The following is a 15,220-nucleotide window of genomic DNA, read 5'->3' on the forward strand; positions in this document are numbered from 1 at the left end:
CACTTCAATCTAAGATCGGTGGTTTTTCTTGTCTACTGCACGTTTCAATTCAAAATGTTGTAATCCATTTTTTAACTATTGGATCTGCCACAATGCAGGAACATTGGATGGTTCCCATCCAGGCAAGGAAGTGTGGGTCTGCAAACATTTATACGTCTTGCCGCTATACGTGACCAACTGTCCTACAGTATAGGCTGTATTCGCCTGCCAGGCGGAAACGCCCGGATTCGTCGTTCCTGCTGCCGTTTTCACAGTCACTGCATTGCTCGCAGCAGAACCATTCCCCGCCGCATCCTTTGCTTTCACCGTAAATGTATACGAGGTGTCCGCAGCGAGCCCACTGATCGTTGCTGTCGTTCCGTTCACAGATGTCGCCAAAGCCGTTCCATTGTACACATCATAACCCGTTACACCCACGTTATCCGTGGATGCCACCCAGCTCAGCGTTATGCTGGATGTTGTTTGCGCCGTTGATGCCAGGTTCGTCGGTGCAGTTGGTGCTTGCGTATCACCTCCCGGTTGAGTCGTAGTGCTCACGGTTACAACATTACTGGCTGCAGACAGATTGCCTGCCGCATCTTTTGCTTTTACCGTGAAAGTATAAGAAGTACCTACTGACAGGCCGCTGATTGTTGCGGTCGTTCCGTTGACGGAGACAGCAAGATTGGCACCATTGTAGACGTTATACCCAGTAACACCCACATTATCTGTTGAAGCATTCCAAGCCAGCGTCACCGAGGTAGCTGTCACACCTGTCGAGCGGGCATTTCCCGGTACGCTTGGCGCCGTCGTATCTGCTGGAGGCACCGTACCTCCGGTAGGCAGGTCGGCTTTCAGTTTGTTTTGGAGTGTTTTGTTCCGGTCACCGCTAAGCTCCCAGAACATCGCACCGCCGAGTCCCTTGCTCTTGATATAAGCCGTTTTATATCCAATAGACTCCGCATCGTCATAGCTAATAAAACGCTTGTTGGTTGCATTATAGAGGTATGGCACCTTGGCCGTGTCATTCCAGTAACGCGTGTACCCGTTTTTGTTAATGTAGTTGGTCTCCAGATCATAGAAGTCAAAGGAACCTGCTTCCCATGTTCCAACGGAGGAACCTCCCGTACAGGTCTGATACTGGCCATTGCCCGCCTGTGCGCATCCATCCCAGCCGCGGCCATAGAATGGAACACCAAGCACAAGTTTGGCGGCCGGCACGCCAGCATTCAAATGTCCTTGTGCTCCGGCAGCCACATTAAATGTATTGGCATCCGGCACCCCGGCAGCCGAAGCCGCAGGGTCATAGTTCAACGGCGCGTTATGCGCGCTGACTTTTTGCCAGGCCCCGTTAAAATCGTATGTCATAATATTAATCCAGTCGACGATGGCCGCTATATTGGCAAGCTCTGTATTCGCAGCATAGGTCGTCGACGCACCGCTTGCAATCGTAAGCAGATACTTCTTGCCGTCCACAGCTCCGGCAGCATCCAGCGTCTCACGGATTTTGCTCAGAAGCAGTGTGTAATTTTGCTTATCCTCAGGACGTTTGCTGTTACCATCCAGCCCGCCTGATACCGGATACTCCCAGTCCAGATCTACCCCGTCAAAATTGTATTTGCGCAGGAAATCGACGGCAGAGTTTGCAAAAACCTCCCGTGTTGCAGCAGTCGCAGCCACATCGGAGAAGCGGTTGGACCATGTCCATCCTCCGACGGAGATGATCGTCTTCAGATTAGGATTGATTTGTTTCAGCTTGTTCAGCTGATTGATATTGCCTGCAATGGGCTGATCCCACGTATCCCCTGCAAATGTCTTGCCGGTATCAATCCATGGATCGCCAAGTACGATTGTTCCATTCGGTACATTGATTGTCTGGCTTTTTTCATTCTGGCACGTCCAGGTCACCGGATTAGGGCCCGAAGGGTCCGGATTCCCATGAACACCGTTCCAGCAAATATCGGCAAACGCATAGTTGATATGCGTGACTTTGGTGGGGTCAATATCCGTTACATTATAGTTTCTCCCGTACGCAGCCCAGGACGGATAGTAACCAACAATTTTATAAGAATCCGCTGCTGCTGCTGTAGCGGGTTGGAGCACAAAAGAAGGAATAATGACGGATAAAAGCAGGGACAGACCCAGTAAAAATGTTGCAGTCTTCTTGAAAGCAGTGTGTTTATTAAAATGTATCATCTAATACACAACCTCCTTTGTCGTTTGCGTACTCAGCCCGTTCAGGAACGGACGATGTGCGCTCGAAAACTGGTTATTCGTATATGCGTCCCAGTTGATTGACCAGGTCATAATCCCTTTTATCCCCGCATAGCCCGCAGGCTGGCGCAAAGTATAGGAACCGCCGTACGACACACCTTTGATTAGGTAATTCAACGCCTTCTGCAGATCGGCTGGCGTGGTATACCCACCTCCGGCAGCCTGTTGGGAAGCCGGTACGCCGATGGCAATCTGGTCCGGTCGCAAGGCACTAAAGAAAGGACCTGAGCTGCCGCCTACATGAAATCCCTGAAGCAGCATCTCTGCCATGGCCACATGGAAATCAGCTGTTCCCTGGGCGTAAGAGCGCCCATCCAGACCCACCATGGAGCCCGTGTTATAGTGCTGCACATGTAGCAGAGTTAGATCATTACGCAAGGCATGAATGACTGGCAAGTATGCCCCCCAAGGACCGCCGTAGCTCAAATATCCCCCCTGTACATAGGCCGTCTCCGGGGCAGCCGTCAGGATGAAATTGGCGCCGAAGTGTGACTTAACCGCTTTCACACCTTGGATGAGGTTAACAATTTTCGGTGTAGTTGGACTACGGAAGTCGGTATCCCCTGCATTCAGAGACAGGGAGCTTCCCTCCAGATCGATATCGAGACCATTGAAACCATAGGTGGAAATGATTGATTTTAACGAATCTTCAAATTGCTGCCTCTTGGTCGCGTCGGTGAGCTCAATGGTACCGTTAGCTCCCCCCATGGAAAGCAGTACTTTTTTCCCCTGGCTTTGCAGATAGGCAATATCTGATTTGAATTCGGCTACCGTCGCATTGTATGGAGTAAAAGCAAGCGTTCCGCTGCCATGTGAAATCGGTTCGGCAAAGGAGACATTAATGACGTCATAGGCTGTTGATACGTTACGAAGTCTGATATTGGTCGAACCATTGTCGAAGTTATGCCAGTAGCCGATCAGCCATTTGCTGCCGGTTGGCCCAGGATTAGAAGAACCGTTGGAAGTTGTTACACTGAGGGAGGTGCTCGCAGCGGATATATTGCCTGCGGCATCTTTGGCTTTTACCGTAAAAGCATAAGTCGTGCTGGCTGTCAGTCCAGTGACTACAGCTGTTGTAGTTGAAGTACTTGTCACAAGAACGCCGTTCCGGTACACCTCATACCCCGCTACGCCCGCATTATCCGTGGATGCATTCCAGGAAAGACTCACGGAGGTGTTCGTGATGGCGGATGAAGTCAGACCCGCTGGAACAGAAGGTGGTGCCGTATCTGGCGTTGGCGTTTCCCCTCCCGAACCTTCCCTGACGTATTTCCACAACGCGGGCACAACAGAGGGCTCCCATCCGGTCAACGCCGTGTGGGCTTGAATACACTCATAATCTTTATTTTGATATGTTACGAGGTCTCCTTTCTGGTATGCAGTGCCTGCCTGCCACTGGGCGGCGGCATCGGCTCTCGGTGCAAACCACGTAATAAGTAGAAGAAATGCCAAAGCAAATGTAATGACCGGGCGGAATCGAACAGCTTGATTCAAGCAAAATCCCTCCTGTACTAAGGATACGTTCACCTTGCAAACAAAACTTCAATAGTCCACCTGCATCTGATCTGTGATCGATTAGAGCCAGCCTCATTCAGCCATCTGATGTTGCGTGTCACTTCACTCCCTTCCCTTACCAAAATGGACCTTCCCTCTCGTGTTCTTTTTTTGCAGGTACCATCCAAATTTTACAGGGAATTTACAGATCCTCACCCTGTATTTAATCAGTAAAATGCAAAAGAGATAAGGGATAAAATAGTTCTATTGGGGGCGAAAAATGTAATATAGCGCACAAAAAAGGTTTTCGTTCAACTCCTTAGGAGAATTGAAAGAAAACCCTTGTTAGATATTGCGCAGAGAAGAGGACGTATCTTACTGCCGCTGCTCCCCTCTCCCTTCAAAAGGCTGCCATCCATCCACGCCGGACAGAATCAGAGGTACAGTGTACTCGGCCGCTTCCTGTTCGGTCAGCATCTTGGCCCAAGGCACACGATCAGCAGCACATCCGGCACCAGGACCGGCACTGTTATATTCCGCATACTGAACGGTCTGCTCTGCATCTGTCTTGTTCCAGTTATGCCATCCCTCTCGCTTCACATGAGCGCCGATCCAGCAGTTCAGAAAACATACTTTGGCATGATGACGCCACGGTCTGCCCAGATACACCGACTGCGGCGGAGCATTGCTTGTCAGATCACAGTCCAGAAATACATAGCCGTAACGCACATCCTCTGGCGTAGATGCTGCGGTAATCCAACCGTTCACTTGCCCCTCCGCAGCCTCCGCTTCAGTCAGACGATTCTTCGTAAAGATCTCGCAGCCCTTAAATACCACCGTAGCCGAGCCAAAAATAAAATCGATATCGCCTTCGATGTAACAGTCCTCGAAATACTGCCGCAGTCTACGCCGCTCGGCACCATCGCGTGGCCCGCCAAAGTAACTGCGATCCATGGGCTGCTCCGGCAGCGGGCCGGTGAAAATCGTATCTTGGTGACCGATCAAACGACAGCGACGAAAGGCCGCCCGGTCTCCATCTACGTAAACGGCCAGCGCCTGACCAACCTCCTTGCCCGGCCCGGCAGCATTTACGAAGGAAATCCCCTCTGCCGTGAAATCATCGGCACCAATGAAGGCTGTATAGGAATGAAACGTATGATATGGCGACCCATCCGGGAACTTCTTGAGTGCATGATCATCATACGTAATGATCGTCTGCTCTGCCCCCTCACCAATCAGGTGAATGCCCGGCTTCTCCATATGCAGCTTCTCATGATACACGCCGGCTTTCACTCGAATCGGAACGTTTCCGATGCCATTCTCCGGCAGCGCATCGACTGCAGCCTGAATCGTCACATAATCCCCCGTCCCGTCTGAAGCAACAGTCAGACAGGGAGTCGATGATTCCAATGCTGTATTCGGCAATCTCTGCTGTGTCATGGCAATCGCTCCATTTCCAGTGCTGCCAGCAGAAGCGGAGCCACACCCATAAAGGAATCGCTTACAACCGCTTCGCTTACATAGTAGTTGTACGAGCCATCCCGATCCAGGCTTAGTCCTGCGCCATGACAGATCCCCTTTAACCGAACGCCGTCAGCCGTCTCCTCCACCAATCTGGAGGACAGTCCTTGCCATCCCTTCTCCGCCGCAGCTCTGAAATGCGGCTCCAGATACCTTAGCCGCACACCCTTCGCAAGTGCATATACAAACATGCTTGACCCGGATGCTTCCAGATAGTTGCCTTTGCGGAAGCCCTGATCCAGTACCTGGAACCATAACCCACTCTCCTGCTCCTGCACGCGCACCAAAGCATGACACATCCGTTCGAAGATACCGATGATGGTTCCGCGCTTTGGATGATTCACGGGAAAATGTTCCACGCTGTCCACAATCGCCATGGCATACCAGCCCATCGCCCGGCTCCAGAAGTGTGGCGAGCACCCTGTCGATGAATCGGCCCAGACCTGCTCCTTCGATTCATCCCAACCATGATAGAGCAGTCCGGTCCGGGGATCACGGGTCTGGCGTTCGATCAGCAGAATCTGGTGTGCCACTTCATCCCATAACTCGGGGTGATGAAATGTCTTCGCATACTCGGATAGAAAGGGAGATGACATATACAGGCCGTCCAGCCACATCTGGAATGGATAGATTTTTTTGTGCCAGAAGCCACGCTCCGATGTTCGAGGTTGCCCTGCAAGCTGTGCGGCCAAGAGATGCGCTGCTTCTGCGTAACGCTGATCTTCAGCACCATTCAGCAATGCAAACAGGTTTTTTCCCTGATTAATCTGATCCAGATTATATTCTTCCAAAGTATAGGTGCCAATAGAGCCATCCGGCTGGATATACAGGTCCATATGTTTTTTCATAAAATCAACATACTCTTTCTTGCCATAATATCGCCCAGTTCGTGCCATCGCCATCAATGTCATACCTTCCACGTATGCCCATCGTCCCGAAGGGAACGCATGATAACCGTCCCCGTCACATTGCTGGATGATCGTTGCTGCAATTCGCTCAGACCAGGATAACTGCGTCTGTACCTGCATAAGCAATTCCTCCTTGAATGTTGTATCCACCTAATACATGTATGACTAACGGATAACCACTTCACTCTTGCTTACTGTCGGCACATTGCCGTTGAATTGCGAAGGTTCAGCTTGGGCTGAATGACTACCGGAACGTCGATCTGTTCATCACGGATTAACGAAACAATCAGCTCGGCTGCCTGCACGGCCAGTTCATCCAGAGACGGGCCAATCGTCGTTAAAGCTACTTCAGCATACTGCATATCCGGCAGATCATCATACCCGATTAACGAGATATCGCGTGGAACGCTATAACCTGCCTCAAGCAAAGCCCGGAGCGCACCTCGGGTGACCAGGTTGTTCAGCCCAATAAACGCTGTTGGCGACTCCGGCCCAAACGTATGATTCCGTATGGCAAAATACCCGTCTTCCCAGGAGGAATACGCTGGCAGCACATGGTCTTCATTAAAAGCCAGACCCGTACGCTGCAACGCTTCCCGGTATCCCTCCAGTTTAATATTCTGCGAGTTGCCGATGAACCCGATTCGGCTGTGACCCAGCGATTTTAGATGCTCGACTGCTTTGAACAGCCCTTCTTTGCGATCAATCTTGATGTATGGAGAGTTCGGCGCTTCATCTGTACCTAGCACAAAACACGGCATGTTAAGTGTCGCGAACTTTTTCCAGAACATCTCCCGATTGTCCAGTGCATAGTCCCACAGAATACATCCGTCCACACGCAGCTGGCTGAAGACATCCACACCATCATCCGCCACAACCAGGATCATCTGATATCCCCGCTTCTTCAGTTCGGTGTGCAGACGGCCGGAGATGTTCGAGAATAACGGATTGCTCAGCTCATCCAGCACAAAACCGATGATGTTGCTCCTGCCCGTGGAAAGCTGCCGAGCCAACATATTTTTCCGATACTGGTGTTTCTCCGCGACCGCAAGCACCTTCTGCTTTGTTGCCGGTTTGATTCGGGGATCATCATTCAGCGCCTTTGATACTGTGCTATAGCTCACCCCCGCCAGTTTGGCAATGTCTTTAATGGTTATCAAAATCAATCAACACCTCTCATACGCCTAGAACCCTATTTCTTATTTCTGTGCAGATTTATAACGATCATATTGTGCCTGTCTGCCCGAAATAACCTGCTCTATGTTCATCTTCTTCAACGTCTCAATATAACTGTCAAACTGGTCCAGACTGGCATCACCGCTAATAAACTTGAAATTCATCTCTTCCACATAGGTGGTGATGTCAGGCATCGCCATGCTCTCCACGCTCGCTTCATCCGGCAGGGCATAGACAAACGGGAACGGTTCACGGACATACGGCTCCAGTTCTTTATCCATCTTCGCATGCCAAGGGGCCACGACGGAATCGGCGGAATCGGTGGATTGGATGTTCGGCAGATTCACCGGACCAATGCCAAGCTTCTGAATGTATTCATTGTCCTTGCCTTTGTCCGTAAATGTCTTCAAGCCATTCTCTTCCGTATACGTGTCATCCTTGATGCCCCACGTATAATACGTCTGTGCTTCCTCACTTACGGCATAGTCCAGGAAACGGAAAGCAAGTTCCGGATTCTTACTATCGCGTGTAATGCCAAAGATGCCACTCACTGGTGTACGACCAATGTAGAACTGATCGCCATGCGGTCCTTTCAGTGGCACAATGCCTTTGATGATTGGCTCTTCCGGATTGTAATCCTTGAACAGCGGGCTGTAGACCATCGACATGTACCAGCTAAAATTAAATGTTGCTCCCGTCACATCCTGAGAGATACGCGATGTGACCTGATCACTCGTAGTACTCGCATAATCCACCCCAAGCAGACCTTCCTTGTACAGTCCATTCAGATAGGTCAGGTATTCCTTGTACGCTGGCTCATAATAACTGAAATGCACCTTGCCCTGATCGTCTGCATAAAACTGGTTGGACAGATCGAGACCAAACGCGGGGCCAAAGGCCATTGACACAAATTTTGCTTCCATGGACAGCGGAATCTCATCGGCTTTTCCGTTGCCGTTCGGGTCGTCTGTCTTGAACTTGCGCAGCATCGCCGTAAATTCATCCAGCGTGGTTGGCTCGCTTAATCCCAGCTTATCAAGCCAGCGCACATTAACCATAAATACCGGCATGTAGTTGCGGGTTAACGTCTGCTGCGGGATATAATACATTTTACCATCTGGTGTTGTTAAACTGGCTTTGACCGAAGGCGACTTTTCATATATTTTTTTGAGATTCACGCCGTACTTCTCCACCAGATCATTAATTGGAATGAACAGACCGCTGTTAATGTACTTCATCAGCTGATCCTGATCCGGCAGGTACACGATATCGGGCAAGCCGGTACCGGCAGCCAGCCTCGGATTGACGGCATCCGCATAATTCTGCGGCGGAATCAGATCCCAATCCACCGTCACACCGGCATTGCTCTCAATTTTCTTCACAATGGCGGCGGTAGACAGATCCACATTGGTCGTCCATGCGTTGGTTCCGAGAACAGACAACTTGGCATCCGTCTGATCCGTTACCGGTCCTGCTCCGGTATAATTGAAGGCTGGCTCCGAAGTGGACGGGGTACTCCCCGCATCGGTTCCCGCCCCTGTTCCGCCGCTACATCCCGCCAGGCTGATTGCCAGTATCGCTGCGATTACACTTTTTCTTCCTGCCCCTTTAAATCTCATCCATCATTCCTCCTTGGTATGAACCATTCTGAACTCCCTTGAATGACATGACACTTAAGCAATAAAAGCTATCCTTTCACGGCTCCGAGGGTAATTCCCTTAACGAAGTACCGTTGGATAAACGGGTAGATCGTAACAATAGGCAGAATGCTGACCACAATGGATACATAACGAACCTGAAGGGAGGAGACCGCCAGCGCACCAGATGTCATCGTACCGCCCATCTTCTGCATCACTTCCGGCGAAGCCATGATCAGCACCCTTCGCAGGAACATCTGTAAGGGCTGCATATCCTGTTTGCCCAGATATAATAGGGCCGTGAAAAAGTTGTTCCAGTGGAATACCGCATAGTACAGCGTAAGCACAGCCAGTGTTGGCTTGATGATCGGAACCGCCAGACGATACAGCATTGTCATCTCATTGGCCCCGTCTATACTGGCACTTTCAAAAATCTCATTCGGAATGCCTTCAAAGGCCGAGCGGCAGATCATGACGTTAAACGTAATCACCAGCACAGGCAGCACCATGACCCAGCGGGTATTGTACAGCCCAAGCGAGGTAATCAGCATGTAGACCGGAATGAGTCCACCCGAGAAATACATGGTGAAAGCGATGAAAAAGTTCAGCTTGCGACGCAAGAAAAACTGCTGTCTGGATAACGGAAACGCGGCAAGACATGTTGCCACAATATTCAACAGTGTACCTACAACGGTGTACCAGAGGGTGTTGTAGAACGATACCCATAACTCCTTGTATTGCAGTACCATTTGGTAACCTGACAGGGTAAAGCCGACGGGCCACAATACAACTTTTTGTTTGTCGATGGCATCCACCGAGCTGAATGAAATGCTGATGACGTACAGAAAGGGATACAACGTGACAACAACCGCCAGTATGGTCAGCAGGTAGACACATCCGTAGAACAAACGGTCACTTCTCGATTTTTGCATACAGGTCTCCTTTGGTCCGGGTTATAGTCTTACCAGAGTGACATCTTGGTCAGGCGGCGGGTCATGGAATTGGCAGCAAACACAAGGACAAAGGTGATGATGGAGTTGAACAAGCCGACCGCTGTGGCGAAGCCGTAATTCTGGCCCTCAATCCCCATCCGGTATACATAGGTGGACAAGACATCAGCCGTTTCGTAGGTGGCTCCGTTGTAGAGCAGATATACTTTCTCGAAACCTACACTCATAATGCCGCCAAGCGACAGAAGCAGAAGAATGACAATGGTTGGTTTGATACTGGGAAGGGTCAGGTGCCATAGCTCCTGGAATTTGTTGACGCCGTCAATTTTGCCGGAATCATACATCTCGGGGTCGATCCCCATAATGGCTGCAATGTAGATGATGGAGCTGAAGCCAAAGCTCTGCCAGATGTCGGAACTTGTGAAGATGGTGCGGAACCAGCTGGCATCCATCATGAAATTCACTTTTTCCATGCCAAGACTCGCGATGAGGGTGTTCACGATACCGTCTGTTGGTGAAAGGAAGTTAATAATCATACCGGCTACAACAACAGTGGAAATGAAGTGAGGAAGGTACGTAACCGTCTGGGCAAATCGCTTGAATGTCCGATTCTTTATCTCTACGATGCAGACTGCGAACAGAATGGGAATCGAGAAGCCAAACAAGAGTGGCAGAAATGCAAGCAAAAACGTGTTGCGCAGCAGCCGCCAGAAGTAAATGGAATTCACGAACTGTTCGAACCAGCGCAGCCCCACCCATTCCCCGCTGAGCATGCCCTGACCGGGCAAGAAATTACGAAATGCCAACAGCACGCCAGGCATCGGAAGGTACATGAAGATGAGGTAATACAGAAAAATAGGCGAAAACATCAACAGCAAGTACTTATCCCGTCTAATCAGGCTGAACAGCGTAGACATGCGTTTTTTCAACGTGAGACACTTCCCTTCGCTACATAATTACAACGTTTGAATTTTCGAATAAAAATGAACTGTCATTTCACTGACGTATTTGTTATTCATTCCATCCACGTTTTGTAACAACCTATAATATTCTGCGTAAAACGAGATATTTGCTCGAATTAGTCCTCCTTACACCGTAGTTCTGTCTTTTCAATAATTTCTAAAACCATAATTACAACGTTGTAATTTTAATCTAAATGTATACGCTTACATAAACTTTTTTTCCCATCTTAGCAAAGTCTCCATCGTTTGGCAACAACAAAAATCAGTGTCATGCTGTAACGTACTAAATACAGTCTCGCATACGCGAGACTGCCCATTAAAATCTACACCTGATTCCGATATTGCATCGGTGTCATAACATACACTCGCTGAAAGGCTCTATATAACTGGCTGACGCTGGAGAATCCCAGATCATAACTGATTGTGGTCACTGAATCTGTTGTAAGGCGGAGCCTTCTGGAAGCTTCTTCTACGCGCAAATTCAGCAAATATTGATACGGGGTGGTTCCCGTAAGAGCCTTGAAAGAACGCATAAAATGATGCCTACTCTGATGCGCGACCATCGCCATCGAATCAATATCCATTGGACCTGTATAGGCACTGTGAATGTACTCCAGCACCCGGCGGAGATGAGGGTCCATACATGTACGATTATCTACAATCGCTTTTCCATTTTCCTGCCCCATCAACATGCGCCTTAGATACATCTCGACCGCCAGTTCTGTTTCCTGTACTTGGAGCGAATCCGGCATGTCATCTACCAAAATGGAGTTCCAACCTCGGAACAGACTACTGATCTCCGTTGGATCAAAAGTATGGGTGGGTCGAAACTCAGCTTGTCCGCTACTAATCTCCCCACTCGCGTAACTGCCTAATGGCGGTTTACGGAACTTGATCACGATGACAGCCGAATCCGAACCTATTTCAAAATAATGCTCGGTCTGGGGATGAGCAATAATCCCCTTGCCTGCGTTCAGAGGGTATGCGTGCCGTTCCTGTACCAGATGACATTGGCCTCTGATCGGCAACGTTAGTTGATACCAGTCATCATGCACATGAGGTTCATTCGCGAACCCTCCGGTAGCTTTCCATAATTCCAACCCATTTAACGTCATGTTTAATTCCATCGTTTCCTCACCTGCTGACATTATAGCAAATCGTGCTCACTTTCCAAGCACTTTTCACAAAGACAATGCATGACCGTATCTTTTATCATAGAAAAAAATAATTCGAGGTGATCTCCCATGGCTCAGGCTACTTTAAGCAAAATGCAAATCAACTCCTCCGCCAATTGGGCACTTGCCGGAGTCAGCTTCGCCCATCTGCTGAATGATGCGATGCAGACCGTGGTTCCGTCTGCTTTCCCATTATTCCAGCAGACCATGCAGCTCAGTTTCGCCCAGATGGGCTGGATTGCCTTCACCCTGAATATTACCGCATCCGTCCTTCAGCCACTGGTCGGTTATATGTCAGATCGCAAACCCATGCCGATTCTGCTTCCCGGAGGCATGTTATTCTCCCTGATCGGTGTGCTCGGCTTAGCCTTGTCTTCCGAGTTATGGATGCTGCTTGTTTCTGTAGCACTGATTGGCATAGGCTCATCCATCCTACACCCCGAGTCCTCACGCGTGGCTCATATGGCAGCAGGCCGTGGACGTGGAATGGCGCAATCGATCTTCCAGGTGGGAGGCAACACAGGACAGGCGATTGCTCCATTACTGGTCGCCTTCATCCTGCTGCCGCATGGGCAGCGTAGTTTTCTATGGCTGATGGGCTTTGCCCTGATCGGCATCTTCATTCAATCTATTGTCAGTCGTTGGTACAGAGACAAGCTTGCCGAGACTCGCATTCGTCAGCAACAACCTTTAAAATCAAGCAGCGCAGAACCAATAGCTCGACCTATGAGCAGGGGATTCATCGCTTTTACAATGGGAATTCTTATCCTGCTGTTATTCTCCAAATTCGTATATATTGCTGGCATGACTGGATATTACGCCTTCTATTACGCGGATGCATATGACTTGCCGCTCTCCCAGGCACAGATCTGTCTGTTTATTTTGCAATTTGCAGGCATGATCGGAACCTTGCTCGGCGGCCCACTCGCTGATCGTTATGGTCGTAAACCGATGATCTGGTTCTCCATTGCAGGTACTGCACCGTTTTCGCTATTCTTGCCTTATGCAGGACCCGTCTTGTCCATGGTATTGTGCGGAATGATTGGACTAATCCTGATGTCCGGCTTCAGCGTCATCATTGTCTATGCACAGGAATTGCTTCCTCGGCATATTGGAACGGTATCCGGGTTATTTTTTGGCTTGTCATTCGGAATGGCTGGACTTGGCTCGGTTGTGCTGGGTTCCTTAATTGATGTGACCAGCGTTGCATTTGTTATCAAGTTATGTTCGTTTTTGCCACTGCTTGGTGTGTGTGCCGTATTTCTGCGCAAGGACCAACCAAGAACAACAGGATAACCGTTGAAACCTCACTGATGTTGTGACTACAATACACCTAGGACAATCGAGGATAACAGAAGGAGGGAATAACGCATGATTATTGATGTACAGCATGTCACTTGGAAAAGGGGACCTCTTACCCTGCTGAACGATGTAAGCTGGCAGGTTAATGACGGTGAACACTGGGCGTTGCTTGGCCTGAATGGCTCTGGCAAAACAACACTCCTGAACATGATCACCGGGTATCTCTGGCCGACCGAAGGCAAAATATCCGTGTTAGGCCATGAATATGGGGATGTGGATCTGAGGCAGCTCCGCAAATCCATCGGCTGGGTCAGTTCATCTCTGCAAGAGAAATTGTACGGCACGGATCGCACACAATATGTCGTAATCAGCGGCAAACATGCCACCATTGGCTTGTATGACAAGCTATCGGATGATGATCTGGATCAGGCACAGGAATTGATGCGAACACTGGGCTGTCAGCACCTGTGGGATCGCGAATATCGTACCTGTTCTCAAGGGGAGAAACAGAAACTTCTCATTTCCCGAGCACTCATGGCCAATCCACGCGTACTCATTCTGGACGAGCCTTGCAATGGGCTGGATCTGTTCTCAAGAGAGCGATTGCTGGATAGCATCCGTGAATTATCACAGCGTCCAGATACCCCTTCACTCATCTATGTCACCCATCATACCGAAGAAATATTGCCCGTGTTTAGTCACAGTCTCTTGCTTCGTAGGGGTGAAATCGTGAATAGCGGACTAACGAGCGAGCTGATGAACACCGAAGTGCTGAGCAACTTCTTCGAGGCACCTGTGGAAGTTGATCGGCATGGGGAACGTGTCTATGTCAGAGCTGCGGCGGATTCATAATTACGTGGTTATACACAGCACACGCAGCATAGGTGCAGTAACTTAACAGTAAAAGCCCAAAATCTTATCCACATGTGGATAGATTTTGGGCTTTTCAATGCTATATCTAGTGTTATCCACCGTTTTCTGTGTAGAACTTTCTACTTTTTGAGTATAACTCAGCTATTCCATCTGTTTCTTCTCCGCGATCTATTTCCGGGCAGCCAGGAACAGAAACAATGGAATGCGCTGCCTGCGCAGATAGGTTTCCTCGTTTACAAAATAAGCACGTTGTGGTGCTGACTCGCGCAAATGTTCTACACGGAACCCTGCCCGCTGCAATGCCATAAAATACGATTCAATGGAACGATGCATCTTTTTTACAGAACCGCCCAGCCACTGCTGCTCACGAAATCCTTCTACAAAATACTGATCAACCACCCAATCCGTTCGTGTCCCGGAAGGTTGCAATGTGGACGTGATCACAGGATGTTCTACCGAGAACACAAATGTCCCGTTCTCTTTCAACGTATTGTATATGTTCCGGAACAGGCTCTCCACATCCTCAATATAGTGAACAGCCAGTCTCGATATCACCAGATCGTACACTTCGGCCGGGTAGGTCCAATCTTCCATGAACGCTTGCTCAATCCGGGCATTCCATCCTTTTACGGATTCGTTAGCTGCCTGAATCATATTCACCGAACCCTCAATTCCCGTATACGTCGCACCTTCGCGCTCCCTGCTCAGCAATTCTGCGGCGAACCTTGCATCCCCGCAACCGAGGTCTAGTATATTCTTGCCAGCAACATCTCCGATCAACTCCAGCATCACCGGCTTTTCCAGTGTATCATTGGCGTTCTCCTGCCACTTGCGACGTTCCATATACTTCTCAAAGTTCGCCTGATCATCGTAAAAATCCGATCCTCTATCCTTCATTCGGTGACCCTCCATTTCGAGATAAGAATGATCCTCTTTACAGCCTGTATGAGTATACAGAATATGGATGTG

The 15,220-nt window shown here is 49.5% G+C and carries 13 protein-coding genes and 1 pseudogene; 2 read left to right on the plus strand and 12 right to left on the minus strand.

The genetic code is table 11. The features are described 5' to 3' along the window. Positions 1-75: 75 nt before the first annotated feature. The 11 genes and pseudogenes from ACETMN_RS32185 to ACETMN_RS32235 all read right to left on the minus strand — a co-directional run bounded on the left by ACETMN_RS32185 (position 76) and on the right by ACETMN_RS32235 (position 12,049). Positions 76-2,175, minus strand: coding sequence for a glycosyl hydrolase family 18 protein (locus ACETMN_RS32185; protein ID WP_411735568.1), 2,100 nt, complete (start codon positions 2,173-2,175; stop codon positions 76-78). After that, positions 2,176-3,453, minus strand: a complete 1,278-nt coding sequence (locus ACETMN_RS32190) for a chitinase (protein ID WP_373419801.1) — start codon at positions 3,451-3,453, stop codon at positions 2,176-2,178. Beyond that, a complete protein-coding gene (locus ACETMN_RS32195) occupies positions 3,450-3,542 on the minus strand; it encodes a transposase family protein (protein WP_223199812.1) in 93 nt (30 codons plus the stop codon). The genes ACETMN_RS32190 and ACETMN_RS32195 overlap by 4 nt, the downstream gene beginning before the upstream one ends. Beyond that, positions 3,535-3,780, minus strand: a pseudogene (locus ACETMN_RS32200) (carbohydrate-binding protein); the annotation flags it as partial. The gene ACETMN_RS32195 and the pseudogene ACETMN_RS32200, both read right to left, overlap by 8 nt. Before the next feature lie 342 nt (positions 3,781-4,122). Beyond that, positions 4,123-5,187 carry a pectinesterase family protein gene (locus ACETMN_RS32205; protein ID WP_091012440.1) on the minus strand — a complete coding sequence of 355 codons (1,065 nt, stop codon included), beginning with the start codon at positions 5,185-5,187 and terminating at the stop codon, positions 4,123-4,125. Further along, complete coding sequence (locus tag ACETMN_RS32210) at positions 5,184-6,296, minus strand: glycoside hydrolase family 105 protein (RefSeq protein ID WP_091012439.1); 1,113 nt, start codon at positions 6,294-6,296, stop codon at positions 5,184-5,186. The genes ACETMN_RS32205 and ACETMN_RS32210 overlap by 4 nt, the downstream gene beginning before the upstream one ends. A gap of 71 nt (positions 6,297-6,367) precedes the next feature. Beyond that, positions 6,368-7,336 carry a LacI family DNA-binding transcriptional regulator gene (locus tag ACETMN_RS32215; RefSeq protein ID WP_179198390.1) on the minus strand — a complete coding sequence of 323 codons (969 nt, stop codon included), beginning with the start codon at positions 7,334-7,336 and terminating at the stop codon, positions 6,368-6,370. A gap of 39 nt (positions 7,337-7,375) precedes the next feature. Next, positions 7,376-8,971 carry an extracellular solute-binding protein gene (locus ACETMN_RS32220; protein WP_411735569.1) on the minus strand — a complete coding sequence of 532 codons (1,596 nt, stop codon included), beginning with the start codon at positions 8,969-8,971 and terminating at the stop codon, positions 7,376-7,378. A 68-nt stretch (positions 8,972-9,039) separates the two neighbouring features. Further along, positions 9,040-9,921: a carbohydrate ABC transporter permease gene (locus ACETMN_RS32225; protein WP_036612222.1), complete on the minus strand. Its 882-nt coding sequence runs from the start codon at positions 9,919-9,921 to the stop codon at positions 9,040-9,042. Positions 9,922-9,950: 29 nt separating this feature from the next. After that, positions 9,951-10,868: an ABC transporter permease gene (locus ACETMN_RS32230; RefSeq protein WP_036612224.1), complete on the minus strand. Its 918-nt coding sequence runs from the start codon at positions 10,866-10,868 to the stop codon at positions 9,951-9,953. Between the two features lie 356 nt (positions 10,869-11,224). After that, on the minus strand, positions 11,225-12,049 hold the full coding sequence (locus ACETMN_RS32235) for an AraC family transcriptional regulator (protein ID WP_091012434.1): 825 nt from the start codon (positions 12,047-12,049) through the stop codon (positions 11,225-11,227). Between the two features lie 96 nt (positions 12,050-12,145). Here ACETMN_RS32235 and ACETMN_RS32240 point away from each other — a divergent pair, with 96 nt between their 5' ends. Next, positions 12,146-13,372 carry an MFS transporter gene (locus ACETMN_RS32240; protein ID WP_091012433.1) on the plus strand — a complete coding sequence of 409 codons (1,227 nt, stop codon included), beginning with the start codon at positions 12,146-12,148 and terminating at the stop codon, positions 13,370-13,372. A gap of 75 nt (positions 13,373-13,447) precedes the next feature. After that, the gene (locus ACETMN_RS32245) at positions 13,448-14,230 is read left to right on the plus strand and encodes an ABC transporter ATP-binding protein (RefSeq protein ID WP_091012431.1); all 783 of its coding nucleotides are present in this window, start codon (positions 13,448-13,450) and stop codon (positions 14,228-14,230) included. Between the two features lie 189 nt (positions 14,231-14,419). Here ACETMN_RS32245 and ACETMN_RS32250 read toward each other — a convergent pair whose 3' ends face one another. Then, positions 14,420-15,148, minus strand: a complete 729-nt coding sequence (locus ACETMN_RS32250; RefSeq protein ID WP_091012430.1) for a class I SAM-dependent DNA methyltransferase — start codon at positions 15,146-15,148, stop codon at positions 14,420-14,422. Between the last annotated feature and the right edge of the window lie 72 nt (positions 15,149-15,220).

Source organism: Paenibacillus sp. M2, from assembly GCF_046713495.1.
GTDB classification, from domain to species: Bacteria; Bacillota; Bacilli; order Paenibacillales; family Paenibacillaceae; genus Paenibacillus; species Paenibacillus amylolyticus_B.